Source organism: Bacillus arachidis (assembly GCF_030285945.1).
GTDB classification, from domain to species: Bacteria; Bacillota; Bacilli; order Bacillales; family Bacillaceae_G; genus Bacillus_A; species Bacillus_A arachidis.
Genome location: NZ_CP127376.1, coordinates 3,362,309 through 3,387,262, shown reverse-complemented (window position 1 = coordinate 3,387,262; position 24,954 = coordinate 3,362,309). Strand labels below are relative to the sequence as shown.

Below are 24,954 nucleotides of genomic sequence, written 5' to 3'. Positions count from 1 at the left end.
TTTTTTATAAAAAATATAAGATGTTAAGAAAAAAACTTGACACTCTTTTAGACTCCATGTAAACTAATCCATGTAAAGGGAAATCACTTAACAAAGGATGATCCAACATGCTCGAAAAAACAACGAGAATGAATTATTTGTTTGATTTTTACCAATCGTTGTTAACGCAAAAACAAAGAAGTTATATGTCGCTTTATTATTTAGATGATTTATCTCTTGGTGAAATTGCGGAAGAATTTGATGTGAGTCGCCAAGCAGTGTATGATAACATTAAACGGACTGAAGCGATGCTTGAAGAATATGAAGAGAAATTAGTATTACTTCAAAAGTTTCAAGAGCGAAAGCGACTTGTTGCAAAGCTAAAACAGCTAATCGGCGAAGAAGAGCATGTGAATGAAGAAATGAAACAAGTTGTTGAAGCTATCGAAAAATTAGATTAGGAGGGCGGCAATATGGCATTTGAGGGATTAGCCGACCGACTTCAACAGACGATGCAAAAAATCCGCGGCAAAGGAAAAGTTTCCGAAGCCGATGTAAAAGAAATGATGAGAGAAGTTCGTCTAGCTCTTTTAGAAGCGGATGTTAACTTTAAAGTAGTAAAAGATTTTGTAAAGCGTGTGTCTGAGCGTGCTGTCGGACAAGATGTGATGAAGAGTTTGACACCTGGACAACAAGTAATTAAAGTTGTACAGGAAGAACTGACAGAACTTATGGGTGGAGAGCAAAGTAAAATTGCTGTCGCTAATAAGCCTCCAACTGTTATTATGATGGTTGGACTTCAAGGAGCAGGTAAAACAACAACGACAGGTAAACTTGCGAATTTGCTTCGTAAAAAGCATAATCGTAAACCAATGCTTGTTGCAGCTGATATTTACCGTCCAGCAGCGATTAAACAGCTTGAAACACTAGGAAAGCAATTGGATATGCCTGTATTCTCATTAGGAGATCAAGTAAGTCCTGTTGAAATTGCAAAACAAGCGATTGCAAAAGCAAAAGAAGATCATCATGATTATGTTTTAATCGATACAGCAGGTCGTCTGCATATTGATGAAGAACTAATGGATGAATTAGCGAAAGTAAAAGAAGTTGCTAAGCCGGATGAAATTTTCCTAGTTGTCGATGCGATGACAGGACAAGATGCGGTCAATGTTGCACAAAGCTTTCATGAACAGTTAGGTTTAACAGGTGTTGTATTAACAAAATTAGATGGTGATACGCGCGGTGGTGCAGCATTATCTATTAAAGCAGTAACAAACACACCAATTAAATTTGCTGGTATGGGCGAAAAGTTAGATGCGCTTGAAGCATTCCATCCTGAACGTATGGCATCTCGTATTTTAGGGATGGGTGACGTTCTAACATTAATTGAAAAGGCGCAAGCTACAGTTGATGAAGAAAAAGCAAAAGAACTTGAGCAAAAAATGCGTACGCTTTCGTTTACACTTGATGATTTCCTTGAGCAACTTGGACAAGTGCGTCAACTTGGACCGCTTGATGAATTGCTAGGGATGCTTCCAGGTGCAAATAAAATCAAAGGGCTGAAAAATGCACAAGTTGATGAAAAGCAAATTGGGCATATTGAAGCTATTATCCGTTCTATGACAAAAGTAGAACGCGAACAACCGGAAATAATCAATGCTAGTCGTAAAAAACGCATTGCCAAAGGTAGCGGTACAACCGTACAAGAGATCAATCGTCTATTGAAACAGTTTGAAGATATGAAAAAAATGATGAAGACGATGACAGGCATGCAAAAAGGTAAGAAAAAAGGACTAGGTGGATTGAAGTTTCCATTTATGTAAGGAAAAAAAGATGGCTCTGTTAAGAAAAAATACTTTACAAAGCAATAGTCTTTTTGCTAATATAATTATCTGTGTGAAATAAATTCGGAGGTGCTTTATAAATGGCAGTTAAAATTCGTTTAAAACGTATGGGAGCTAAAAAGACTCCTTTCTATCGTGTAGTTGTTGCAGATTCTCGTTCTCCTCGTGACGGACGTTTCATCGAGGAAATCGGTACTTACAATCCAGTTGCTCAACCAGCTGAAGTGAAAATCAACGAAGAAGCAGCATTAAAATGGTTAGGAAACGGTGCGAAACCATCTGATACAGTTCGTAATCTTTTCTCTAGCCAAGGCATTATGGAGAAATTCCACTTATCTAAACAAGGTAAGTAATTGAGGTAATGGCTATGAAAGGGTTAATCGTAACGATCGTCAAGCCTCTTGTAGATCATCCTGAAGATGTAAAGGTTACACAGGAACTTTGCAACGGAGAGATAAAATATCGATTAACCGTACATCCTGAGGATGTTGGAAAAGTCATTGGAAAGCAAGGGCGAGTTGCGAAAGCAATTCGAATGCTCTTGTATTCAGTGGGACATCATAATCATGAAAAAGTTACACTGGAAATTCAATAAATATGAAAAGGGCGAGGATCTATTCCTCTCCCTTTTTTAACATTTTAAGAGAAGTTGCATGTTCTACATATGGAATGGAGATGCTTAAATTATATAGAAAACAGGGGTGACATGCTGTTTATGACAAAATGGTTTAACGTAGGAAAAATTGTAAATACTCATGGTGTTAGAGGAGAAATTCGTGTCATTTCTCGTACTGATTTTCCAGAAGAACGATATCAGGTAGGGAATACACTATACATATGGAGCGATAAAGGAGCGGAACCGCTTCCGGTAAAAATCACTTCTCATCGTCAACATAAAACATTTGATTTATTGACATTTGAAGGATATAACAACGTGGACGAGGTAGAGAAATTTAAAGGGTCTCTATTAAAAGTACCAGAAGATCAATTAGGTGAACTTGCTGAAGGTGAGTATTATTACCATGAAATTATTGGTTGTAAAGTTGTAACAGAGGATGGAGAGGCGTTAGGGTCGATAAAAGAAATTCTATCTCCTGGTGCAAATGATGTATGGGTAATTAAACGTCCAAAAGGACAAGATCTTTTAATTCCATATATTGATGATGTTGTACTGCAAGTTAACATCGAAAATAAACTAGTAACCATTCATGTGATGGAAGGATTGCTATAATGAAAATTGATATTTTAACATTATTTCCAGATATGTTCACTGGTGTATTTGGATCTTCAATTTTAAAAAAAGCGCAAGAAAAAGAAGCAGTTAAGCTGAGGGTTGTAAATTTCCGTGACTATACAACAAGTAAGCATAACAGTGTGGATGATTATCCGTACGGCGGAGGTGCAGGTATGGTTTTAACTCCACAACCCATTTTTGATGCTGTAGAAGAATTAACGAAAGAAACAGAATGTAAACCAAGAGTTGTATTAATGTGCCCGCAAGGAGAACGATTTACCCAGAAAAAGGCAGAAGAGCTTGCTGGGGAAGAACATGTTATTTTTGTGTGTGGTCATTATGAAGGATATGATGAACGGATTCGCGAACATCTTGTAACAGATGAGATTTCTATTGGTGATTATGTGTTAACGGGTGGAGAATTAGCATCTATGGTTATTACGGATAGTGTTGTGCGTCTTTTGCCAGGAGTGCTTGGAAATCAAAACTCACAAGTGGAAGATTCTTTTAGTACGGGCTTATTGGAACATCCACATTATACACGTCCAGGCGATTTTCGTGGTATGAAGGTACCGGATGTACTCATGTCAGGAAATCATAAGAATATTGAAGAATGGCGTCATAAGGAATCATTGCGCCGCACATATACGCGTAGACCGGATTTACTTGAAGAACGTGAGTTGTCAAAGCAAGAAGAAAAATGGCTTGAGCAGATTAAAGAAGAACAATAACAACTGCATATATTTTCTATTGCAACAGGCCTAGCAATATGCTATTATAACATTTGTGCTACTGAAAGCAGTAGCCGTATTAACGATGTTCCGCTGTAATTTATTAATGACTTTATAAGAGCATCTGTTTAAAGGAGAGAATTGAATATGCAACAATTAATCGCAGAAATTACAAAAGGCCAATTAAAAACTGACCTACCTTCATTCCGTCCTGGTGACACTTTACGTGTACACGTAAAAGTAGTTGAGGGTACTCGTGAGAGAATTCAGCTTTTTGAAGGTGTTGTAATTAAACGTCGTGGTGGCGGAATTAGTGAAACGTTCACAGTTCGTAAGATTTCTTACGGTGTAGGTGTTGAACGTACATTCCCAATTCACACACCAAGAATCGCGAAAATCGAAGTACTTCGCCGTGGTAAAGTACGTCGTGCTAAGTTATACTACTTACGTAACCTTCGCGGTAAAGCAGCACGTATTAAAGAAATTCGATAAGACATGTATGGGAGCTTGTAAATGCACAAGCTCCCTTTTTCCAATCTATATGAAATTTTGATATAATACGAACAGCTTACAAAATTGTGGAGGGGAAATGCATGAAGAAAGAGAAGAGTTCCCTTTGGGAATGGATAAAAGCAATTTTGATTGCTGTTGTGTTGGCTGGTGTCATTAGGCAGTTTTTCTTTGCGCCGATTCTTGTAGATGGCGTATCAATGTCACCGACGCTACATGACCGTGATCGAATGATTGTTAATAAAATCGGCTATCACATTGGAGAACCGAAGCATTTTGATATCATTGTATTCCGAGCGACAGAGGAAAAAGATTATATTAAACGTGTTATCGGCTTACCAGGCGATGAGATTGAGTATCGTAATGATAAACTCTATATTAACGGAAAACCTTATGAGGAACCGTATTTAGACAAGCAGAAAAAACAACTTACTGATGGACCACTTACATATGATTTCAAGCTTGAAGAAATCACAGGTAAAAAAACAGTTCCCAAAGGTCAATTATTTGTACTAGGTGACAATCGTCGTTTTAGTAAAGATAGTCGTACCATTGGAACGATTTCGATGGACCAAGTAATTGGGAAAGCGAATACGTTATATTGGCCATTAAAAGATGCACGTATTGTGAAATAAATGAGAAAAAGAAGGTGGCAACATGGCAATCCAATGGTTTCCAGGGCATATGGCAAAAGCGAGGCGCCAAGTAACAGAGAAGTTAAAGTTAATCGATGTTGTAATTGAACTTGTAGATGCGCGTTTACCTTTATCTTCCCGAAATCCGATGATTGATGAAATTATTACACATAAACCAAGATTGGTTGTTTTAAATAAAGCTGATATGGCAGATGATCGTTTAACTAAGCAATGGATTGCTTACTTTGAAGAGAAAGGTCATAAAGCAATTTCAATTAATGCACAAGCTGGACAAGGTATGAAAGAAATTACGGCAGCATGTAAAGTACTTGTAAAAGAAAAGTTTGATAAAATGATTGCGAAAGGGATTAAACCAAGAGCAATTCGCGCATTAATCGTTGGGATTCCGAACGTTGGAAAATCTACGTTAATTAATAAATTAGCCAAGAAAAACATCGCAAAAACAGGCGATCGCCCAGGTGTTACAACAGCTCAGCAATGGATTAAAGTGGGTAAAGAGATGGAACTGTTAGACACGCCAGGTATTTTATGGCCAAAATTTGAAGATGAGTTAGTAGGACTTCGCCTTGCAACGACTGGTGCAATTAAAGACTCTATTTTAAACTTGCAGGATGTAGCGGTTTATGCACTTCGCTTTATGGAAAAATATTACCCAGAACGTTTGCAAGAGCGTTATAAATTAAATGTAATTCCAGAAGATATTGTAGAATTATTTGATGCAATCGGAAAGAACAGAGGCTGTTTAATGGGCGGTGGCCTTGTTGATTATGATAAAACATCAGAACTGGTTCTGCGAGAACTTCGGGGTGGTAAACTCGGAAAAATGACATTTGAAACACCAGATGAATTTGTAGAAGAGGTATAAGACGTGCGTTTGTGCGTCTTTTCTTTTTGGTTATGTTTAAAAGGAGTGTACACTAATGCAAAAAATTACGATACAAGAAGTGGAAAGTATACTACAAGAGATTACGAATGAAGAAGATGAACGTTTTCAAATGTTGACGCAAGATGAACGAAAAGGTGTTCAAAAATTAATTGTGAAATGGCATAAACAAAAAGAACTGGTACAAAAAGAAAGAGAGCAATTTTTAGAGATGTCTAAATATGAACAAGCATTGCGTGAACGGGGGCTCTCCTATATTGCGGGGATTGATGAAGTAGGGAGGGGACCACTAGCTGGGCCTGTTGTTACGGCTGCTGTCGTTCTTCCGGAGGATTTCTATGTGCCAGGGTTAAATGACTCTAAAAAGCTAAGTGAAGCGAAACGTGAGCGTTTCTATAATGAAATTAGAGAAAAGGCAATAGCGATTGGTGTTGGAATTGTATCACCTCAGGTTATTGATGAGATAAATATTTATCAAGCAACAAAACGAGCAATGTTAGATGCGATTGCGAATTTATCATGTACACCAGATCATTTATTAATTGATGCAATGAAACTTCCTACTCAAATTCCACAAACGTCTATTATTAAAGGAGATGCCAAAAGTATTTCTATCTCGGCTGCTTCCATAATTGCGAAAGTCACACGTGATCGTATGATGAAGGAGCTAGGTAAGGAACATCCTGAATATGGTTTTGAACAGCATATGGGGTATGGAACGAAACAACACTTACAAGCGATTGAAACATATGGTGTATTAGAAGAACACCGAAAAACATTTGCCCCGATTAAAGATATGATTGAAAAATAAACTGTGAATTCACAGTTTATTTTTTTATTTTCGCATATTAACATTACTATTTTCAAAAAAGAATAAAGCGATTTCAGTTTTCTGACACTTTATTGTAGACAGCGTGGCAATCATTTTATACAATGGCAATGTAGTGTTTTTTAAACATTAAAAAACTTTTTGAGTAAAACAGGAAAACAGGGGAGGATGGGACCATGAATATCCATGAGTACCAAGGTAAGGCAGTCCTTAGAAGCTATGGGGTTAGCGTTCCGAACGGAAAAGTTGCCTTTACAGTAGAAGAAGCTGTAGAAGCAGCGAAAGAATTGGGAACAGATGTATGTGTAGTGAAAGCGCAAATTCACGCTGGTGGACGCGGCAAAGCTGGCGGTGTAAAAGTTGCGAAAAATTTAGATGAAGTTCGTACATATGCGGAAAGTATTTTAGGTACTACGCTTGTTACACATCAAACAGGTCCTGAAGGTAAGGAAGTAAAACGCTTACTTATCGAAGAAGGTTGCGATATTAAAAAAGAATATTATGTTGGTCTAGTTTTAGACCGTGCGACTTCTCAAGTTGTTCTAATGGCTTCTGAAGAAGGCGGCACAGAAATTGAAGAAGTAGCAGAGAAAACACCAGAAAAAATCTTTAAAGAGTATATCGATCCAGCAGTAGGGCTGCAAGGCTTCCAAGCACGCCGCATTGCATTTAACATCAATATTCCAAATGAGCTTGTAGGACAAGCTGTGAAGTTTATGATGGGCTTATATCGTGCTTATATCGAAAAAGATTGTTCTATTGCAGAAATCAATCCACTTGTTACAACAGGTGACGGGAAAGTAATGGCATTAGATGCAAAATTAAACTTTGATTCTAATGCATTATATCGTCATAAAGATATTTTAGAACTTCGTGATCTTGAAGAAGAAGATCCAAAAGAAATCGAAGCTTCTAAATACGACTTAAACTATATTCCTTTAGATGGAAATATTGGTTGTATGGTAAATGGTGCAGGGTTAGCAATGGCAACAATGGATATCATTAAACATTATCATGGTGATCCAGCTAACTTCTTAGATGTTGGTGGCGGTGCTACAGCTGAAAAAGTAACAGAAGCTTTCAAAATTATTCTTTCTGACAAAAATGTAAAAGGTATTTTCGTTAACATTTTTGGTGGCATTATGAAATGTGACGTAATCGCAGAAGGTGTTATTGAAGCAACGAAACAAGTAGGTCTTGAATTACCACTTGTTGTTCGTCTTGAAGGTACAAATGTTGAATTAGGGAAGAAGATTTTAAATGAATCTGGTTTAAATATTGTTGCAGCAGAATCTATGGCAGACGGTGCACAAAAAATTGTTTCACTAGTGGGCTAATAGAAAGCGGGGGAGAAAAATGAGCGTATTAGTTAATAAAGATACAAAAGTTATTGTACAAGGTATTACGGGTTCACAAGGTTTATTCCATACAAAGCAAATGATTGAATACGGTACGAAAATTGTCGGTGGTGTAACACCTGGTAAGGGTGGCACTGCAATTGAAGGCGTACCTGTCTTTAATACAGTAGAAGATGCTGTAAAAGCAACGGGCGCAAATGCTTCAGTTGTATACGTTCCACCCGCTTTTGCGGCTGATGCAATTATGGAAGCTGTTGATGCAGAGATTGATTTAGTAGTATGTATTACAGAAGGAATCCCTGTATTAGATATGGTAAAAGTAAAAAAATATATGGTAGGTAAACAGACACGTTTACTTGGACCGAACTGCCCGGGTGTAATTACACCTGATGAATGTAAGATTGGGATTATGCCAGGATATATTCATAAAAAAGGTCATGTAGGTATTGTATCTCGATCTGGTACATTGACATATGAAGCTGTACATCAATTAACACAAGAGGGCATTGGTCAATCAACTGCTGTAGGTATCGGTGGTGACCCTGTTAATGGTACAGACTTTATCGATGCGTTAAAAGCGTTTAATGAAGATGAGGAAACACATGCTGTTATTATGATTGGTGAAATCGGTGGAACAGCAGAAGAAGAAGCTGCTGAGTGGGTAAAAGCAAATATGACAAAACCTGTTGTTGGATTTATCGGTGGTCAAACAGCGCCTGCAGGGAAGCGTATGGGCCATGCTGGTGCCATTATTTCTGGTGGAAAAGGTACAGCTGCTGAAAAAATTAAAACAATGGAAGCTTGTGGTATCAAAGTTGCTGAAACACCAGCTGTTATGGGTGAAACTTTAATCTCTGTTTTAAAAGAAAAGGGATTATTTGAAACTTGTAAAAACTATTAATCTTTTTGAAAGACACCTTCGTGCTAGAGGGTGTCTTTTTACATTTTTTACAGTTAACATAATAAAAATTATGGGTGAGGAGAATAGTTATGAAAAAGGAACGATTGCTCCATCTTCATTATGTGTTAGCAGATCATTGGAAAGCATTAACTCGCTTATTATATATTGATCCAGAGGTAAAAAAACTGTATAGTTTTAGTGCGATGGAATTGGAAAAATATACTGGGTTAACTTCGAAAAAATCTTCAGAATTAGTTAGCTTCTTACAAACAACTACCCCTTCGCAATGTATACGCCATTTAGAAAAAAATCATATTTTTTATATTACAATATGGGATGAGGATTACCCGAAGTTGTTGCGTGAAATACCGAATCCTCCCTTTGTTTTATACGGAAAAGGGCAAAGGAAGTTTCTTAATAAAGCAAACAAAATAGCTGTAGTGGGAACAAGAAAACCGTCTTTATATGGAAAAGATAGCATACAATCTATTTTACAACCGCTGATATACAAAGACTGGTTAATTGTGAGCGGCTTTGCAAGTGGAATTGATACAATCGCCCACGAAATTACAGTGCATCAACAAAGTTCAACTATTGCTGTATTAGGACATGGGTTACAGTATATGTATCCAAAAGAAAGTAATTATTTTTATAATATGTGGAAAAAACATATGTTGCTATTAACCGAATATCCACCTCATTACCCTCCACGAAAATGGTATTTCCCAAAAAGAAATCGAATTATAAGTGGACTTTGTAAAGGTGTTTTAGTTGTAGAGGCGAAATCAAGAAGTGGATCACTTATTACTGCAGATTTCGCTTTAGAGCAAAATAGAGAAGTATTTGCGCTTCCTGGTCCCATATTTAAGGAAAGTTCAGCAGGGACAAATCAGCTTATTCAGCAAGGTGCGAAACTTGTGCAGAAAGCGGAGGATATTCTCGAGGAATTTTTAATTTAACCTTATATTTTTATGTTTTTATTAAACAATTATTGACAAATGGTAGACTATCACTGTATGGTATACTCATTCTTGATTGACAAAAACAAGAGAAATCAATAAGATTAATGAAGACTTGAATCCACCTCTTAAGGAGGCACTAGCATGTCAGATTACCTCGTAATCGTGGAGTCGCCTTCTAAGGCGAAAACCATTGAGAAATATTTAGGAAAAAAATACAAAGTCGTCGCGTCTATGGGACATGTTCGCGATTTACCAAAAAGTCAGATGGGGATAGAAGTCAAAAATAACTTCAATCCGAAATACATTACCATTCGTGGTAAAGGTCCTGTTTTAAAAGATTTAAAATCAGCAGCAAAAAAAGTGAAAAAAGTCTATCTCGCAGCCGATCCAGACCGCGAGGGAGAAGCAATCGCTTGGCATTTAGCGAATACGTTGAATGTAGATGTTGAATCAGATTGTCGGGTTGTATTTAATGAAATTACAAAAGATGCAATTAAAGAGTCATTTAAACATCCTCGTGCAATCAATATGGATTTAGTAGATGCGCAACAAGCAAGGCGGATACTTGATCGACTTGTTGGTTATAATATTAGTCCTTTATTATGGAAGAAAGTCAAAAAGGGATTAAGCGCAGGACGCGTACAATCTGTAGCAGTTCGCTTAATAATTGAGCGTGAAAAGGAGATTCAAAGTTTTATTCCTGAAGAATTCTGGACAATTAAAACAGAATTTGTAAAAGGAAAAGAAACATTTGAAGCGTCATTTTACGGTGTGAACGGTGAAAAAGTTCAGCTAACAAATGAGGCGCAAGTAAAAGAAATAATTGAAAAAATGAAGGACAATGCGTTCTCAGTTGAAGATGTAATGAAAAAAGAGCGAAAACGGAATCCTGCATTACCATTTACAACATCTTCCTTGCAGCAAGAGGCGGCGCGCAAATTAAATATGCGGGCGAAGAAGACAATGATGCTTGCACAACAGCTTTATGAAGGGATAGATATTGGTAAGCAAGGAACTGTGGGTCTTATTACGTATATGAGAACAGATTCAACACGCATTTCAGAAACAGCGCAAGAAGAAGCACGTTCTTACATTACTGAAGCGTTTGGTTCGGAATACATAGGAACAGAGAAGAAGAAAGAAACGAAAAAAGCAAATGCACAAGATGCGCATGAAGCAATTCGTCCAACTTCTGTGATGAGAAAGCCAGAGGAACTGAAGAGTTTCTTAAGTCGTGATCAACATCGTTTGTATAAATTGATTTGGGAACGATTTGTTGCAAGTCAAATGGCATTTGCTATAATGGATACCGTTACAGCTAAACTCATTAACAATGATGTTCAGTTCCGTGCAAGTGGATCAGTAGTTAAATTCCCAGGATTTATGAAAGTGTATGTAGAGTCAAAAGATGATGGTGCAGAAGAAAAAGATAAAATGTTGCCTCCATTAGAAATAGGAGAAACGGTATTTTCAAAAGATGTGGAACCAAAGCAGCATTTTACGCAGCCACCGCCACGTTATACGGAGGCTCGCTTAGTTCGGACACTTGAAGAACTTGGAATTGGGAGACCGTCTACTTATGTACCGACACTCGAGACGATTCAAAAACGAGGATACGTTGCATTAGATAATAAACGATTTGTTCCTACTGAACTTGGAGAAATTGTAATTGAACTCATTTTAGAGTTTTTCCCGGAAATTATTAATATCGAGTTTACTGCCAACATGGAGCAAAGCCTTGATGAGGTAGAAGAGGGGAAAGCAAATTGGGTAAAAATTGTTAATGATTTCTACGTAGGTTTTGAACCTCGTTTAGAAAAAGCGGAAAAGGAAATGCGTGAAGTTGAAATTAAAGATGAACCCGCTGGGGAAGACTGTGAGTTGTGTGGTCACCCGATGGTCTTTAAAATGGGTAAATATGGGAAGTTTATGGCTTGCTCAAATTTCCCTGATTGTCGAAATACAAAACCGATTGTGAAAGAAATCGGTGTAACTTGTCCGAAATGTGATAAAGGACAAATTATTGAACGTCGAAGTAATAAAAAGAAGCGTCTTTTCTATGGATGCGGCACATATCCAGAATGTGACTTTGTATCTTGGGATAAACCGATTGGTCGGAAATGTCCAAAATGTGAAGGTATGCTTGTAGAGAAGAAATTGAAAAAAGGCGTTCAGGTACAATGTATTTCTTGTGATTATGAAGAGGAACAACAAATGTGAGCGTAACTGCTCACATTTTTTTCGGAATAGAAAAGGAAAGGTGAAAAATATATGACAACACAAGTAGTAAACGTCATTGGTGCAGGTCTTGCAGGGAGTGAAGCAGCTTATCAAATTGCAAAACGTGGTGTCCAAGTGAACTTATATGAAATGAGGCCTGTAAGACAAACACCGGCTCATCATACAGATAAATTTGCTGAGTTAGTATGTAGTAACTCACTTCGTGCAAATACATTAACGAACGCTGTTGGTGTTATTAAAGAAGAAATGCGCCAAATGGATTCTGTTATTATTCGTGCGGCAGACGAATGTTCTGTGCCAGCAGGAGGAGCGTTAGCTGTAGATCGTCATGAGTTCGCAGCAAAAGTAACAGAGTATGTGAAAAATCATCCAAACGTAACTGTGATGAACGAGGAAATTACAGAAATTCCAGAAGGACCAACTGTTATTGCAACGGGCCCGCTTACATCTCCAGGTCTTTCTACCCAGCTGAAAGAACTAACTGGTGAAGATTATTTTTATTTTTATGATGCTGCTGCACCGATTGTCGAGAAAGATAGCATTGATATGAACAAAGTATATTTAAAATCTCGTTATGATAAGGGAGAAGCAGCATATTTGAACTGCCCGATGACAGAGGAAGAGTTCGATCGTTTTTATGATGCTTTAATTGCTGCGGAGACAGTGCCATTAAAAGAGTTTGAGAAAGAAGTATTCTTTGAAGGGTGTATGCCTGTAGAAGTAATGGCTGGCCGTGGCAGACAAACATTGGTATTTGGTCCAATGAAACCAGTTGGGTTAGAAGATCCAAAAACAGGAAAAACACCGTATGCTGTTGTTCAATTACGTCAAGATGATGCAGCAGGAACGTTATACAATATTGTTGGGTTCCAAACACATTTAAAATGGGGACCTCAAAAGGAAATATTGCAGTTGATTCCAGGGTTAGAAAATGCCGAAATTGTACGCTATGGCGTAATGCATCGTAACACATTTATTAATTCGCCTAAGTTACTTCGTCCAACGTATCAATACAAACATCGTGATGATCTATTCTTTGCAGGTCAAATGACAGGTGTGGAAGGATATGTAGAATCAGCTGCTTCAGGTCTGTTAGCAGGCATTAATGCAGCTCGTCTTGTAAAGGGAGAGGAGCCTGTTGTATTACCTTCTGTAACTGCAATGGGAAGTATGGCGAATTATATCACTGCAACAAATGCGAAAAATTTCCAACCGATGAATGCGAACTTTGGTTTATTTGCACCGTTAGAAAAGAAAATTAAAAAGAAACAAGAGCGAAATGAAGCGTATGCAACACGCGCTTTAGAAACAATTCAAAATTTTGTAAATATTTAGTTAAATTTCTTGCAAAGGCTACTGAGTTGTGATACGATTTAGTAGCCTTTATTGAGGTGAGTTATATGAATGTGAAGAAATTGTTACAATTATTCGTTGGATATTTACAAATTGAAAGAAATTATTCAAAATATACAATTGCAAGTTATCAAAATGATTTAGAACATTTTGTGCAATTTATGGAGCGAGAAGGTATATCCTCTTTTTTAGATGTTACATACGTAGATGTTCGTTTGTACCTAACAATGTTACACGATGAAAAGTTAGCCCGTAAATCTGTCGCAAGAAAAGTATCAAGTTTACGAAGTTTATATCGTTTTCTGATGCGTGAAGGATATCGAGAAGATAATCCGTTTGCACTTGCGTCACTCCCCAAAAAAGAATGGTCAATCCCAAAGTTTTTGTACGTCGAAGAATTAGAGAATTTGTTTGAAGCTTCTGACATGGAAACACCGCTAGGTCAAAGAAATCAAGCTTTATTAGAGCTTATGTATGCAACAGGGATCCGTGTGAGTGAATGTGTAAGTTTACAGCTTACTGATATTGATTTTTCGGTAGGTACAATTCTAGTGATGGGAAAAGGCAAAAAACAAAGGTACGTTCCGTTTGGGAGCTATGCACAAGATGCTTTAACTACTTATATAGAAAACGGGAGAAAACAGTTAGCTAAAAAAACAGAGGAACACTCTCAAATGGTGTTTTTAAATGCAAAGGGTACGCCGTTAACAGATCGAGGTGTGCGTTATATTTTAAATGAGCTCATTAAGAAAACTTCCCTTACAATGCGAATAAGTCCACATATGTTAAGGCATACATTTGCCACACATATGTTAGATGAAGGCGCAGATTTACGAACTGTGCAGGAGTTATTGGGGCATGAAAATTTATCAGCGACACAAATTTATACGCATGTTTCAAAAGAAAGATTGCGTTCTGTTTACATGAAGCATCACCCGCGGGCATAAATTGCTTTTAAAGCTATAAAAACATATAAAGGAGTTTTTTCTATGGGAAATTTCCACGCTACAACGATATTTGCCATTCACCATAATGGAGAGTGTGCTATGGCTGGCGACGGACAAGTGACATTTGGTAATGCTGTTGTAATGAAGCATACAGCACGTAAAGTTCGAAAACTCTTTCAAGGAAAGGTGTTAGCTGGATTTGCAGGCTCTGTTGCAGATGCATTTACTCTATTTGAAATGTTTGAGGGAAAATTAGAAGAGTATAATGGGAATCTACAGCGTGCCGCAGTTGAAATGGCGAAACAATGGCGTGGTGATAAAATGCTACGTCAATTGGAAGCAATGCTAATCGTTATGGATCAAACGACGTTACTTCTTGTTTCGGGAACAGGAGAAGTAATAGAGCCGGATGACGGTATTTTAGCAATCGGTTCAGGTGGGCATTATGCACTTGCTGCTGGCCGCGCTTTAAAGCAACATGCGAGTGAACATTTAACAGCAAAAGCAATTGCGAAAGCAAGTTTAGAAATTGCTGGTGACATTTGTGTGTATACAAATCACAATATTATTGTGGAAGAATTGTAGAATCGTAAGGGAGGCATTTTATATGCATTTACATTTTACTCCGCGTCAAATTGTAGAAAAATTGGATCAATATATTATTGGTCAAAAAGATGCAAAAAAAGCGGTTGCAGTAGCGCTTAGAAATCGATATCGCCGCAGTAAACTAGCAGAAGATTTACGCGATGAAATTGCTCCGAAGAACATTTTAATGATCGGACCGACAGGAGTCGGGAAGACAGAGGTAGCGCGACGAATGGCGAAGCTCGTTGGAGCACCTTTTATTAAGGTTGAAGCGACGAAGTTCACAGAAGTTGGATATGTCGGCCGAGATGTAGAATCGATGGTGCGTGACCTTGTAGAAACATCAGTTCGCATTGTAAAAGAAGAAATGGTCGTAAAGGTTAAAGATAAGGCTGAGGAGCAAGCGAATCAGCGACTTGTTGAAATTTTGGTACCAAGTCCGCAAAAACAATCCGGATTCAAAAATCCGTTAGAAATGTTGTTTGGGGGAAATCAAAACACAAATCAGACAGCTGAAACACACGATAATATAGAAATTGAAAAGAAGCGCCAAGAAGTTGAAAAGAAACTTGCAGCTGGCTTACTTGAAGATGAAATTGTATCGATTGAAGTGACGGAACAACAATCTTCGATGTTTGATATGTTGCAAGGGACTGGCATGGAACAAATGGGGATGAATTTCCAAGATGCATTAGGGAGTTTTATGCCGAAAAAAACGAAAAAACGAAAACTTTCTGTAAAAGAAGCAAGAAAAGTCTTGACAAATGAGGAAGCACAGCGCTTAATTGATATGGATGAAGTTACACAAGAGGCTGTTTATCGTGCTGAACAGCTCGGGATTATTTTTATTGATGAAATTGACAAAATTGCTGGTAAGCAGTCGAATAGCGTGGATGTATCGCGTGAAGGTGTACAGCGTGATATCTTGCCAATTGTCGAAGGATCGAATGTTGCAACGAAATATGGATCGGTGAAAACAGATTATATTTTATTTATTGCGGCTGGTGCTTTCCATATGTCTAAACCGTCTGATTTGATTCCAGAACTGCAAGGAAGATTCCCGATCCGAGTGGAATTAACAAAATTATCGGTAGATGATTTTGTTAAAATTCTTGTAGAACCTGATAATGCTTTAGTGAAACAATATATAGCATTATTAGCAACTGAAGGTATAGAAATTGAATTTTCTGACGATGCTATTCGTAAGATTGCTGAGATTGCTTATCAAGTTAATCAAGATACGGATAATATTGGAGCGAGAAGACTTCATACTATTATGGAGAAACTTCTTGAAGATTTATCGTTTGAAGCATCTGAAATTACGTTAGAAAAAATAACGATAACACCTCAATATGTAGAGGAGAAATTAGCAACAATTGCTAAAAATAAAGATGTGAGCCAGTTTATTTTGTAATAGTGTCATCAGGTGACTCGCCCTAGTTTCCAAGTGATGAAAAAATATGAGAGTAACATGTAGGAGGAACTTTTGAAATGGAATTATTAGCAAAAACGAGAAAATTAAATGCGTTATTACAGAGCGCTGCAGGAAAACCTGTAAACTTTAGAGAAATGTCAGACACAATGTGTGAAGTAATTGAAGCGAACGTATTCGTTGTAAGTCGCCGTGGTAAATTATTAGGATATGCAATTCACCAACAAATCGAGAACGAACGTATGAAACAAATGCTTGCAGAGCGTCAATTCCCAGAAGAGTATACACAAAGCCTATTTAACATTACGGAAACATCTTCAAACTTAGATGTAGATAGCGCGTATACAGCATTCCCTGTAGAAAACAAAGAATTATTTGGTCAAGGTTTAACTACAATCGTGCCAATCGTTGGTGGCGGTGAGCGTTTAGGTACACTAGTGTTAGCTCGTCTTGGTCAAGAATTCTTAGATGATGATTTAATCCTTGCTGAATACAGCGCTACTGTAGTAGGTATGGAAATTTTACGTGAAAAAGCAGAAGAAATCGAAGAAGAAGCTCGTAGTAAAGCTGTTGTTCAAATGGCGATTAGCTCTTTATCTTACAGTGAGTTAGAAGCTATTGAGCACATCTTTGAAGAATTAAACGGAACAGAAGGTTTACTTGTTGCAAGTAAAATTGCTGATCGCGTAGGAATTACACGTTCTGTAATCGTAAACGCACTTCGTAAATTAGAAAGTGCAGGCGTTATTGAATCTCGTTCTTTAGGTATGAAAGGAACATACATTAAAGTATTAAATGACAAGTTTTTACATGAACTTGCTAAATTAAAAACAAACTAATTTGCAAAAAAATCTCTCCTTCTATGAGGAGAGATTTTTTATTTTCTGAGAGATTCATTATGAATTTGTGCGAAGTATATATTTATCTTCTCTTGTTGATAATGATTTTTAAAGTGAAACCATATAAAGCCACTGTAATGTAGAACAAAAGGTAACCAGTGCTTGTTTTTTTATTTGTGTTAAATTTTGGTGAAGCAGGAAGATGGTCTAATCGGTTCAATGCATAGAAGGGTGATCTCTATTACTTAAACAGAAAGGGTTTTGGAGGCTTTTCAATTTGTATGTATATAGCATTGAATAAGAGGAAAAAGACGAATAGAATCATAATCAAAAAGAAAGTTTCACATTGTTCGTATTTTCGACTTGATTGTACAATTTCATTATGATATAGTAAGCAGTGGTGTCAGTACAAAGTACACACGTTTACTGATTTAAGTGTTGGTGCTACGCTTGTAGTTTCGCTTAAAGATGAAGTAAACGGAGGATATCAAAAACCATTTAGGAGGAACTAAACTATGTCAGTAATTTCTATGAAGCAATTGCTTGAAGCTGGTGTTCATTTCGGACATCAAACTCGTCGTTGGAACCCAAAAATGAAACGTTACATTTTCACAGAGCGTAACGGTATCTATATCATCGACTTACAAAAAACTGTGAAAAAAGTTGAGGAAGCTTTCAACGTAATGCGTAACATCGCTGCTGAAGGTGGAGACATCTTATTCGTAGGTACAAAAAAACAAGCACAAGAAGCTATTAAAGAAGAAGCAACTCGTGCTGGTATGTACTTCGTTAACCAACGTTGGTTAGGTGGAACGTTAACAAACTTCCAAACAATCCAAAAGCGTATCAAGCGTCTTAAAGACATCGAAAGAATGCAAGAGGATGGTACTTTCGAAGTACTTCCTAAGAAAGAAGTTGTTCAACTTAAAAAAGAGTTAGAGCGTCTTGAGAAATTCTTAGGCGGCATTAAAGATATGAAAGGTCTTCCAAGTGCATTATTCGTAGTAGACCCTCGTAAAGAGCGTATCGCAGTTGCTGAAGCACGCAAATTACACATTCCAATCATCGGTATCGTTGATACAAACTGTGATCCAGACGAAATCGATCACGTAATTCCAGCAAACGATGATGCAATTCGTGCTGTAAAACTTCTTACATCTAAAATGGCAGACGCGATCCTTGAAGCAAAACAAGGTGAAGAGACTGTTACTGCGTAACAAATTTGGAAAGGTGATAAGGGGTTCGGCCTTTTATCACCTTTTTTAAGGTATAAATACATATTTTAGGAGGATGAAAAGTATGGCAATCACTGCACAAATGGTAAAAGAACTTCGCGAAAAAACTGGCGCAGGTATGATGGACTGCAAAAAAGCTTTAACAGAAATGAATGGCGACATGGAGAAGGCAATTGACTTCTTACGTGAGAAAGGTATTGCGAAAGCTGCGAAAAAAGCAGACCGCATTGCTGCTGAAGGTTTAACTTACATCGAAACAAACGGTAACGATGCTTTAATCTTAGAATTAAACTCTGAAACTGACTTTGTTGCGAAAAACGAAGGTTTCCAAGCTTTAACAAAAGAATTAGCTGCTCACTTATTAGCTAACAAGCCTGCATCTGTTGAGGAAGCTATGACTCAAACAATTGCAAACGGTAAATCAGTAGAAGAGCACATCAATGAAGCAATTGCTAAAATTGGTGAAAAACTTACACTTCGTCGTTTCGAAATCGTAACAAAAACTGATGCAGATGCATTCGGTGCTTACTTACACATGGGTGGACGTATTGGTGTAGTAACAGTTCTTGAAGGTTCTACTGATGAAGCAGCTGCTAAAGACGTAGCAATGCATGTTGCAGCAGTTAACCCTAAATACATCGACCGCGATGCTGTAACAGCTGAAGAAGTTGAGCATGAGCGTCAAGTATTAACGCAACAAGCTTTAAACGAAGGCAAGCCTGAAAAAATCGTTGCTAAGATGGTTGAAGGTCGCCTAGGTAAATTCTTCGAAGAGATTTGCTTACTTGACCAAGCATTCGTTAAAAACCCTGATATGAAAGTTCGTCAGTTCGTTGAGTCTAAAGGCGGAACAGTTAAAGGATTCGTTCGCTACGCTGTTGGTGAAGGTATCGAGAAGCGTGAAGACAACTTTGCTGAAGAAGTAATGAACCAAGTAAAAGGTAACAACTAATACAGTTTAGGGAACACATTGTGTTCCCTTTTTTAAAATAAAGATGTAAGCCATTGGAGGTTCATTATGAGTAAACCGAAATATAACCGTGTCGTTTTAAAGTTAAGCGGTGAAGCTTTAGCTGGTGAAAAAGGATTTGGAATTAACCCAGCTGTTATTAAATCAGTTGCAGAACAAGTGAAAGAAATTGCAGAACTTGATGTAGAGGTTGCTGTTGTTGTAGGTGGCGGAAACATTTGGCGTGGAAAAATCGGAAGCGAAATGGGCATGGATCGTGCAGGAGCGGATTACATGGGCATGTTAGCGACAGTTATGAACTCATTAGCTCTTCAAGATAGCTTGGAGAACATTGGGATTCAAACGCGTGTTCAAACTTCTATTGAAATGCGTCAAGTGGCAGAACCTTATATTCGCCGTAAAGCGATTCGTCACTTAGAGAAGAAACGTGTTGTGATTTTCGCAGCAGGTACAGGTAACCCATATTTCTCTACAGATACAACTGCAGCTTTACGTGCGGCGGAAATCGAAGCTGATGTTATTTTAATGGCGAAAAATAATGTAGACGGTGTTTACAGTGCAGATCCTTCTGTTGATGAAACAGCTACGAAATATGAATCACTGACATACTTAGATGTATTAAAAGAAGGTTTAGGTGTAATGGATTCTACTGCTTCTTCATTATGTATGGATAATGATATTCCACTAATTGTATTCTCAGTTATGGAAAAAGGAAATATTAAACGTGCCGTTTTAGGCGAAAATATTGGAACAATTGTAAGGGGGAAATAAATATGGGACAACAAGTATTAAAAACTGCAAATGAAAAAATGGAAAAAGCAGTTGGTGCTTACTCTCGCGAGTTAGCTTCAGTTCGTGCTGGCCGTGCAAGCGCGTCTGCTTTAGATAAGGTACAAGTTGATTACTATGGTGCACCAACACCTGTTGTGCAATTAGCGAACATTACAGTTCCTGAAGCACGTTTACTTGTCATTCAACCTTATGATAAAACATCTATCGGTGATATTGAAAAGGCAATCTTAAAAGCTGATTTAGGTTTAAACCCTTCTAATGACGGATCAGTAATTCGTATCGCATTCCCTGCATTAACGGAAGAACGTCGTAAAGACTTAGTAAAAACTGTTAAGAAATATGCTGAAGAAGCAAAAGTAGCAGTTCGTAACGTACGTCGTGATGCGAACGATGATCTTAAAAAGCTTGAAAAAGCTGGCGATATTACAGAAGACGATTTACGAGGATATGCTGAAGATATCCAAAAAGAAACAGATAAATATATTGCAAAAGTTGACGAAATCGCAAAAAACAAAGAAAAAGAAATCATGGAAGTGTAATAGCGATACCTTCGCAAATATGACCCTCTTCTTAAGGGGGTCTTTTTACACTTTTAGGCATACGTCTGCTTGTTGGAGGGTATGAATGATGTTTAAAAAGTTTCCTTTTTTTAAAGGTAAAAAGGTCGCATCGTTTGATCATCTCGTTGAAAAAGTGAAAAAGGGATATATCCCAGAGCATATTGCGATCATTATGGATGGTAATGGAAGATGGGCAAAGAGAAGAGCAATGCCCCGCATTGCCGGACATCATGAAGGAATGCAAGTAGTAAAAAAAATTACGAAATTTGCTAGTAAACTTGATGTAAAAGTGCTGACTCTTTATGCTTTTTCTACTGAGAACTGGAAAAGACCGAAAAAGGAAGTCGAATATTTAATGAAACTTCCAGAAGAATTTTTAGGTACATTTTTACCAGAGTTGATTGAAGAAAATGTACAAGTTCGAGTAATTGGACAAAAAGATCGTCTTCCTACGCATACGCGCAGAGCGATGGAAAAGGCCATGGAAGATACAAAAGAGAACACGGGATTAATTCTCAATTTTGCGTTAAACTATGGAAGTCGCGATGAAATCGTTTCTGCTGTGCAACATATGATGAAAGATAACGAAGAAGGGAAAGTTCGTTCAGAAGATATAAATGAAGAAATGATTTCTTCATACTTAATGACAAGTTCTTTACCCGACCCAGACTTGCTTATTCGTACAAGTGGGGAATTGCGTATTAGTAATTTCATGCTATGGCAAATTGCGTATTCGGAGCTTTGGTTTACAGATGTGTATTGGCCAGATTTTACCGAGGAACATTTGCTACATGCAATTACAGACTTTCAACATAGAGGGCGCAGATTCGGAGGCGTGTAGAAAGAGAGGGTTTGGTAGTGAAACAGAGAATTATTACTGGAGTGATTGCTGCCGCGCTATTCATTCCCATCGTATTTTATGGTGGCGTGCCTTTTACAGTTTTAGTGTATGCACTTGCTTCTATTGGATTATATGAATTAGTTCGTATGAACAAGCTTACATTTATTTCGGTGCCAACGTTTTTAGCTGCATTATTATTATGGATTATTTTAGTTCCAAGTAATGCACGAGGAGTTTTTGATTGGATTGGATTAGATAAATTAGAAATCACATTTTTGATTGTGTTATTACTTTTATCATATACAGTCCTTTCGAAGAATACATTTACTTTTGACAATGCTTCATTTTTACTTATGGCAACGACGTATGTTGCAATGGGATTCTTGTACTTAAATGAAACGAGAATAGCCGGGATTGAATATGTGTTTTATGCATTGTTTGTTATTTGGGCAACTGATTCAGGCGCATATTTCATAGGAAAAGCAGTTGGAAAAAGAAAATTATGGCCAGAGATTAGTCCGAATAAAACGATAGAAGGCTCATTAGGCGGTATTCTGTGTGGTATTGTTGTTGCTTTTGTGTACAATATGTTTTTCCAAGTGCATGAGAATATTGGAATAGTGATTATTGTTACAGTTGCAATATCTATTTTTGGACAAATTGGTGATTTGGTGCAATCCGCATTTAAACGCCATTACGGTGTGAAAGATTCAGGTACAATTTTACCTGGGCATGGTGGAATATTAGATCGAACAGATAGCTGGTTGTTCGTATTACCGATTTTACACTTCTTACATTTCATTTCATAATAAAACGAGGGGTTGGAATCATGAAAAACATTAGTTTATTAGGGGCAAGTGGATCGATTGGAACACAAACTTTAGACGTATTACGCTTGCACCCAGACCAATTCCGTCTCGTTGCTTTTTCTGTAGGGAAAAATATTGACTACGCAGTAAAAGTTATTCAGGAATTTTCTCCTCAGCTTGTCTCCGTACAAAGAGAGGAGGATGTTGTCAGGCTACAATCCGTTTCTGGAAATACAAAAGTAGTATATGGTGACGAAGGACTATTAGAGGTAGCTCTTCATCCGAGTGCAGAAGTTGTTATAAATGCTGTTGTAGGTAGCGTAGGATTGTTACCAACACTTCGTGCAATTGAGGCAAAAAAAACAATTGGCATTGCGAATAAAGAAACATTAGTAACTGCAGGACACATTGTAATGGAAGCTGCACGCAAACATAATGTGTCATTACTTCCAGTAGATAGTGAGCATTCAGCTATTTTTCAATGCTTGAATGGAGAAAATGAAAAACGAATCTCGCGCTTAGTTATCACTGCTTCAGGCGGGAGTTTCCGTGATAAAACGAGAGATGAATTGCATCATGTAACAGTAGAGGATGCGCTTCGTCATCCAAACTGGTCAATGGGTTCGAAAATTACAATTGATTCTGCTACAATGATGAATAAGGGGCTGGAAGTAATCGAAGCGCATTGGCTTTTTGGCATACCTTATGAGCAAATCGATGTTGTTTTACATAAAGAAAGCATTATTCATTCTATGGTTGAATTTGAGGACCGTAGTGTAATGGCACAGCTCGGCTCACCAGATATGCGCGTACCAATTCAATATGCACTTACATATCCTGATCGATTACCACTTTCAGATACAAAACAGTTAAATTTATGGGAAATTGGAACACTGCATTTTGAACAAATGAACCAAGAGCGTTTCCGTTGCCTACGCTTTGCGTATGAAGCTGGAAAAACGGGCGGGAGCATGCCAGCTGTAATGAATGCAGCGAATGAAGTTGCTGTGGCAGCCTTTTTACAAAAGAAAATTGGTTTCTTAACAGTAGAAGATCTCATTGAAAAAGCAATGCACCATCACAATGTCATTGCGCGTCCGAGCTTAGAGGAAATTCAGGAAATTGATGCAGCCACAAGACGGTTTGTGATGGAACAAATTTAGCAAAGGTGGTTATGGAATTGAATACAGCGATTGCCTTTATATTAATTTTTGGTGCACTCGTATTTTTCCATGAGCTAGGGCATCTATATTTCGCCAAAAGAGCGGGTATTTTATGCCGCGAGTTTGCGATTGGTTTTGGACCAAAAATATTTTCATTTGAAAAGAATGAAACGGTATATACAGTTCGGCTGCTGCCACTTGGAGGCTATGTTAGAATGGCTGGCGAGGATGCAGAAACGGTTGAATTAAAACCAGGAAAAAAAGTTGGACTTGTGCTAAATGAAAACGAAGAGGTTATGAAATTAGTTCTAGACGGGCGCGAAAAGTATCCGAATGTTCGCGTGATTGAAGTAGAACAAGCGGATTTAGAACATAGTCTCACAATATCTGGTTACGAAGAATACGAGGAGGAATTGCAAACTTTCCGTGTGAATGAAAAGGCTCGTATTGTTTCAGCTGGAGAAGAAATCCAAATCGCTCCGTTTAACAGGCAATTTGGTTCTAAAACGTTAGGGCAGCGAGCGTTAACAATCTTTGCAGGTCCTGCTATGAACTTCATTCTTGCATTTGTTATTTTTGTTATCATTGGATTGGTACAAGGTATTCCTGCTGATAAGCCAATGATTGGCAAAATAATGAAGGATAGTGTTGCAGAACAAGCAGGATTGAAACAACATGATACCATTCAAGCAATTGATGGGAAAGACACGAATACGTGGAAAGATGTTGTTTCGATTGTACGTGAGCACCCAAATAAAGAAATTACCCTTCAGGTAAAACGTGATAGCGAACAATTTAATGTAAAAATAACGCCAACAGCTGATAAAGAAGGTAAGGAAGAGGTTGGTAGAATTGGTGTATACTCTCCTGTAGAGAAATCTATTGTTGGTTCTATTCAATCAGGTTTTGAGCAGACGTATACATGGACAAAATTAATTTTTGATTCCCTGATGAAATTAGTAACGGGGCAGTTTTCTATTAATGATTTATCAGGTCCGGTAGGGATTTATAATTTAACAGACCAAGTAGTAGATTATGGTTTCACTCGTGTTCTGAGCTTGGCGGCTGTTTTAAGTATAAACCTTGGTTTATTCAACTTATTACCTGTTCCTGCTCTTGATGGAGGACGCTTGTTCTTCTTCTTACTCGAAGCGTTGCGAGGGAAACCAATTGATCGTCAAAAAGAAGGAATGGTTCACTTTATTGGTTTTGCGTTATTGATGCTACTTATGTTAGTTGTAACGTGGAATGACATTCGGAAGTTTTTCTTGTAAAATAAAGTGGAATAAAATTCACGATA

Annotated in this window: 27 protein-coding genes; all 27 read left to right on the top strand. The window is 37.7% G+C overall.

Annotation, left to right across the window (positions count from 1 at the left end):
- Positions 1 to 107: 107 nt before the first annotated feature.
- The 27 genes from QRY57_RS18995 to rseP all read left to right on the top strand — a co-directional run bounded on the left by QRY57_RS18995 (position 108) and on the right by rseP (position 24,928).
- Positions 108 to 440: a putative DNA-binding protein gene (locus tag QRY57_RS18995; RefSeq protein WP_026590304.1), complete on the top strand. Its 333-nt coding sequence runs from the start codon at positions 108 to 110 to the stop codon at positions 438 to 440.
- A gap of 12 nt (positions 441 to 452) precedes the next feature.
- Positions 453 to 1,802, top strand: coding sequence for a signal recognition particle protein (gene ffh / locus QRY57_RS18990; RefSeq protein ID WP_026590305.1), 1,350 nt, complete (start codon positions 453 to 455; stop codon positions 1,800 to 1,802).
- A gap of 101 nt (positions 1,803 to 1,903) precedes the next feature.
- Positions 1,904 to 2,176: a 30S ribosomal protein S16 gene (gene rpsP, locus QRY57_RS18985; protein WP_026590306.1), complete on the top strand. Its 273-nt coding sequence runs from the start codon at positions 1,904 to 1,906 to the stop codon at positions 2,174 to 2,176.
- Between the two features lie 14 nt (positions 2,177 to 2,190).
- On the top strand, positions 2,191 to 2,418 hold the full coding sequence (locus QRY57_RS18980; protein ID WP_090687110.1) for a KH domain-containing protein: 228 nt from the start codon (positions 2,191 to 2,193) through the stop codon (positions 2,416 to 2,418).
- Between the two features lie 120 nt (positions 2,419 to 2,538).
- Entirely contained in the window at positions 2,539 to 3,054 is a 516-nt protein-coding gene (gene rimM, locus QRY57_RS18975) for a ribosome maturation factor RimM (RefSeq protein ID WP_286015863.1), read from the top strand.
- Positions 3,054 to 3,788: a tRNA (guanosine(37)-N1)-methyltransferase TrmD gene (gene trmD / locus QRY57_RS18970; RefSeq protein WP_026590309.1), complete on the top strand. Its 735-nt coding sequence runs from the start codon at positions 3,054 to 3,056 to the stop codon at positions 3,786 to 3,788. The genes rimM and trmD overlap by 1 nt, the downstream gene beginning before the upstream one ends.
- A 147-nt stretch (positions 3,789 to 3,935) precedes the next feature.
- Positions 3,936 to 4,280, top strand: a complete 345-nt coding sequence (rplS, locus tag QRY57_RS18965) for a 50S ribosomal protein L19 (protein WP_017151244.1) — start codon at positions 3,936 to 3,938, stop codon at positions 4,278 to 4,280.
- Between the two features lie 101 nt (positions 4,281 to 4,381).
- Positions 4,382 to 4,933 (top strand): signal peptidase I, encoded by a 552-nt coding sequence (lepB, locus tag QRY57_RS18960; protein WP_026590310.1) that lies wholly within the window; start codon positions 4,382 to 4,384, stop codon positions 4,931 to 4,933.
- Positions 4,934 to 4,955: 22 nt separating this feature from the next.
- Positions 4,956 to 5,819, top strand: a complete 864-nt coding sequence (gene ylqF, locus QRY57_RS18955; protein WP_286015862.1) for a ribosome biogenesis GTPase YlqF — start codon at positions 4,956 to 4,958, stop codon at positions 5,817 to 5,819.
- Between the two features lie 55 nt (positions 5,820 to 5,874).
- Entirely contained in the window at positions 5,875 to 6,648 is a 774-nt protein-coding gene (rnhB, locus tag QRY57_RS18950) for a ribonuclease HII (RefSeq protein WP_026590312.1), read from the top strand.
- Between the two features lie 194 nt (positions 6,649 to 6,842).
- On the top strand, positions 6,843 to 8,003 hold the full coding sequence (gene sucC / locus QRY57_RS18945; protein WP_026590313.1) for an ADP-forming succinate--CoA ligase subunit beta: 1,161 nt from the start codon (positions 6,843 to 6,845) through the stop codon (positions 8,001 to 8,003).
- A 19-nt stretch (positions 8,004 to 8,022) separates the two neighbouring features.
- Complete coding sequence (gene sucD, locus QRY57_RS18940) at positions 8,023 to 8,925, top strand: succinate--CoA ligase subunit alpha (RefSeq protein WP_026590314.1); 903 nt, start codon at positions 8,023 to 8,025, stop codon at positions 8,923 to 8,925.
- A gap of 89 nt (positions 8,926 to 9,014) precedes the next feature.
- Positions 9,015 to 9,884 carry a DNA-processing protein DprA gene (gene dprA / locus QRY57_RS18935; protein WP_026590315.1) on the top strand — a complete coding sequence of 290 codons (870 nt, stop codon included), beginning with the start codon at positions 9,015 to 9,017 and terminating at the stop codon, positions 9,882 to 9,884.
- Positions 9,885 to 10,028: 144 nt separating this feature from the next.
- Positions 10,029 to 12,107 (top strand): type I DNA topoisomerase, encoded by a 2,079-nt coding sequence (gene topA, locus QRY57_RS18930; protein WP_286015861.1) that lies wholly within the window; start codon positions 10,029 to 10,031, stop codon positions 12,105 to 12,107.
- A 51-nt stretch (positions 12,108 to 12,158) separates the two neighbouring features.
- Entirely contained in the window at positions 12,159 to 13,463 is a 1,305-nt protein-coding gene (gene trmFO, locus QRY57_RS18925; protein ID WP_286015860.1) for an FADH(2)-oxidizing methylenetetrahydrofolate--tRNA-(uracil(54)-C(5))-methyltransferase TrmFO, read from the top strand.
- A gap of 65 nt (positions 13,464 to 13,528) precedes the next feature.
- Complete coding sequence (gene xerC, locus QRY57_RS18920) at positions 13,529 to 14,428, top strand: tyrosine recombinase XerC (protein ID WP_026590318.1); 900 nt, start codon at positions 13,529 to 13,531, stop codon at positions 14,426 to 14,428.
- Positions 14,429 to 14,470: 42 nt separating this feature from the next.
- Positions 14,471 to 15,013: an ATP-dependent protease proteolytic subunit HslV gene (hslV, locus tag QRY57_RS18915; protein WP_003199482.1), complete on the top strand. Its 543-nt coding sequence runs from the start codon at positions 14,471 to 14,473 to the stop codon at positions 15,011 to 15,013.
- Between the two features lie 22 nt (positions 15,014 to 15,035).
- Positions 15,036 to 16,427, top strand: a complete 1,392-nt coding sequence (gene hslU, locus QRY57_RS18910) for an ATP-dependent protease ATPase subunit HslU (RefSeq protein WP_026590319.1) — start codon at positions 15,036 to 15,038, stop codon at positions 16,425 to 16,427.
- 77 nt (positions 16,428 to 16,504) lie between these two features.
- Positions 16,505 to 17,284, top strand: coding sequence for a GTP-sensing pleiotropic transcriptional regulator CodY (gene codY, locus QRY57_RS18905; RefSeq protein ID WP_208017115.1), 780 nt, complete (start codon positions 16,505 to 16,507; stop codon positions 17,282 to 17,284).
- A gap of 515 nt (positions 17,285 to 17,799) precedes the next feature.
- A complete protein-coding gene (gene rpsB / locus QRY57_RS18900; protein ID WP_026590321.1) occupies positions 17,800 to 18,501 on the top strand; it encodes a 30S ribosomal protein S2 in 702 nt (233 codons plus the stop codon).
- 82 nt (positions 18,502 to 18,583) lie between these two features.
- On the top strand, positions 18,584 to 19,471 hold the full coding sequence (tsf, locus tag QRY57_RS18895) for a translation elongation factor Ts (RefSeq protein ID WP_090687105.1): 888 nt from the start codon (positions 18,584 to 18,586) through the stop codon (positions 19,469 to 19,471).
- A gap of 66 nt (positions 19,472 to 19,537) precedes the next feature.
- Complete coding sequence (pyrH, locus tag QRY57_RS18890) at positions 19,538 to 20,260, top strand: UMP kinase (RefSeq protein WP_026590323.1); 723 nt, start codon at positions 19,538 to 19,540, stop codon at positions 20,258 to 20,260.
- A gap of 2 nt (positions 20,261 to 20,262) precedes the next feature.
- Positions 20,263 to 20,820 (top strand): ribosome recycling factor, encoded by a 558-nt coding sequence (gene frr, locus QRY57_RS18885; RefSeq protein WP_026590324.1) that lies wholly within the window; start codon positions 20,263 to 20,265, stop codon positions 20,818 to 20,820.
- An 85-nt stretch (positions 20,821 to 20,905) separates the two neighbouring features.
- The gene (gene uppS / locus QRY57_RS18880; protein ID WP_026590325.1) at positions 20,906 to 21,682 is read left to right on the top strand and encodes an undecaprenyl pyrophosphate synthase; all 777 of its coding nucleotides are present in this window, start codon (positions 20,906 to 20,908) and stop codon (positions 21,680 to 21,682) included.
- Between the two features lie 17 nt (positions 21,683 to 21,699).
- Complete coding sequence (locus tag QRY57_RS18875) at positions 21,700 to 22,491, top strand: phosphatidate cytidylyltransferase (protein WP_286015859.1); 792 nt, start codon at positions 21,700 to 21,702, stop codon at positions 22,489 to 22,491.
- Between the two features lie 20 nt (positions 22,492 to 22,511).
- Positions 22,512 to 23,654, top strand: a complete 1,143-nt coding sequence (gene dxr, locus QRY57_RS18870; protein WP_286015858.1) for a 1-deoxy-D-xylulose-5-phosphate reductoisomerase — start codon at positions 22,512 to 22,514, stop codon at positions 23,652 to 23,654.
- Positions 23,655 to 23,671: 17 nt separating this feature from the next.
- Positions 23,672 to 24,928 (top strand): RIP metalloprotease RseP, encoded by a 1,257-nt coding sequence (rseP, locus tag QRY57_RS18865; RefSeq protein ID WP_286015857.1) that lies wholly within the window; start codon positions 23,672 to 23,674, stop codon positions 24,926 to 24,928.
- Positions 24,929 to 24,954: the final 26 nt, after the last annotated feature.

What these genes read in the sequence shown, in the direction of transcription:
- QRY57_RS18995 (WP_026590304.1), top strand. Translation starts at nt 108, where the DNA reads ATGCTCGAAAAAACAACGAGAATGAATTATTTGTTTGATTTTTACCAA.
- ffh (WP_026590305.1), top strand. Translation starts at nt 453, where the DNA reads ATGGCATTTGAGGGATTAGCCGACCGACTTCAACAGACGATGCAAAAA.
- rpsP (WP_026590306.1), top strand. Translation starts at nt 1,904, where the DNA reads ATGGCAGTTAAAATTCGTTTAAAACGTATGGGAGCTAAAAAGACTCCT.
- QRY57_RS18980 (WP_090687110.1), top strand. Translation starts at nt 2,191, where the DNA reads ATGAAAGGGTTAATCGTAACGATCGTCAAGCCTCTTGTAGATCATCCT.
- rimM (WP_286015863.1), top strand. Translation starts at nt 2,539, where the DNA reads ATGACAAAATGGTTTAACGTAGGAAAAATTGTAAATACTCATGGTGTT.
- trmD (WP_026590309.1), top strand. Translation starts at nt 3,054, where the DNA reads ATGAAAATTGATATTTTAACATTATTTCCAGATATGTTCACTGGTGTA.
- rplS (WP_017151244.1), top strand. Translation starts at nt 3,936, where the DNA reads ATGCAACAATTAATCGCAGAAATTACAAAAGGCCAATTAAAAACTGAC.
- lepB (WP_026590310.1), top strand. Translation starts at nt 4,382, where the DNA reads ATGAAGAAAGAGAAGAGTTCCCTTTGGGAATGGATAAAAGCAATTTTG.
- ylqF (WP_286015862.1), top strand. Translation starts at nt 4,956, where the DNA reads ATGGCAATCCAATGGTTTCCAGGGCATATGGCAAAAGCGAGGCGCCAA.
- rnhB (WP_026590312.1), top strand. Translation starts at nt 5,875, where the DNA reads ATGCAAAAAATTACGATACAAGAAGTGGAAAGTATACTACAAGAGATT.
- sucC (WP_026590313.1), top strand. Translation starts at nt 6,843, where the DNA reads ATGAATATCCATGAGTACCAAGGTAAGGCAGTCCTTAGAAGCTATGGG.
- sucD (WP_026590314.1), top strand. Translation starts at nt 8,023, where the DNA reads ATGAGCGTATTAGTTAATAAAGATACAAAAGTTATTGTACAAGGTATT.
- dprA (WP_026590315.1), top strand. Translation starts at nt 9,015, where the DNA reads ATGAAAAAGGAACGATTGCTCCATCTTCATTATGTGTTAGCAGATCAT.
- topA (WP_286015861.1), top strand. Translation starts at nt 10,029, where the DNA reads ATGTCAGATTACCTCGTAATCGTGGAGTCGCCTTCTAAGGCGAAAACC.
- trmFO (WP_286015860.1), top strand. Translation starts at nt 12,159, where the DNA reads ATGACAACACAAGTAGTAAACGTCATTGGTGCAGGTCTTGCAGGGAGT.
- xerC (WP_026590318.1), top strand. Translation starts at nt 13,529, where the DNA reads ATGAATGTGAAGAAATTGTTACAATTATTCGTTGGATATTTACAAATT.
- hslV (WP_003199482.1), top strand. Translation starts at nt 14,471, where the DNA reads ATGGGAAATTTCCACGCTACAACGATATTTGCCATTCACCATAATGGA.
- hslU (WP_026590319.1), top strand. Translation starts at nt 15,036, where the DNA reads ATGCATTTACATTTTACTCCGCGTCAAATTGTAGAAAAATTGGATCAA.
- codY (WP_208017115.1), top strand. Translation starts at nt 16,505, where the DNA reads ATGGAATTATTAGCAAAAACGAGAAAATTAAATGCGTTATTACAGAGC.
- rpsB (WP_026590321.1), top strand. Translation starts at nt 17,800, where the DNA reads ATGTCAGTAATTTCTATGAAGCAATTGCTTGAAGCTGGTGTTCATTTC.
- tsf (WP_090687105.1), top strand. Translation starts at nt 18,584, where the DNA reads ATGGCAATCACTGCACAAATGGTAAAAGAACTTCGCGAAAAAACTGGC.
- pyrH (WP_026590323.1), top strand. Translation starts at nt 19,538, where the DNA reads ATGAGTAAACCGAAATATAACCGTGTCGTTTTAAAGTTAAGCGGTGAA.
- frr (WP_026590324.1), top strand. Translation starts at nt 20,263, where the DNA reads ATGGGACAACAAGTATTAAAAACTGCAAATGAAAAAATGGAAAAAGCA.
- uppS (WP_026590325.1), top strand. Translation starts at nt 20,906, where the DNA reads ATGATGTTTAAAAAGTTTCCTTTTTTTAAAGGTAAAAAGGTCGCATCG.
- dxr (WP_286015858.1), top strand. Translation starts at nt 22,512, where the DNA reads ATGAAAAACATTAGTTTATTAGGGGCAAGTGGATCGATTGGAACACAA.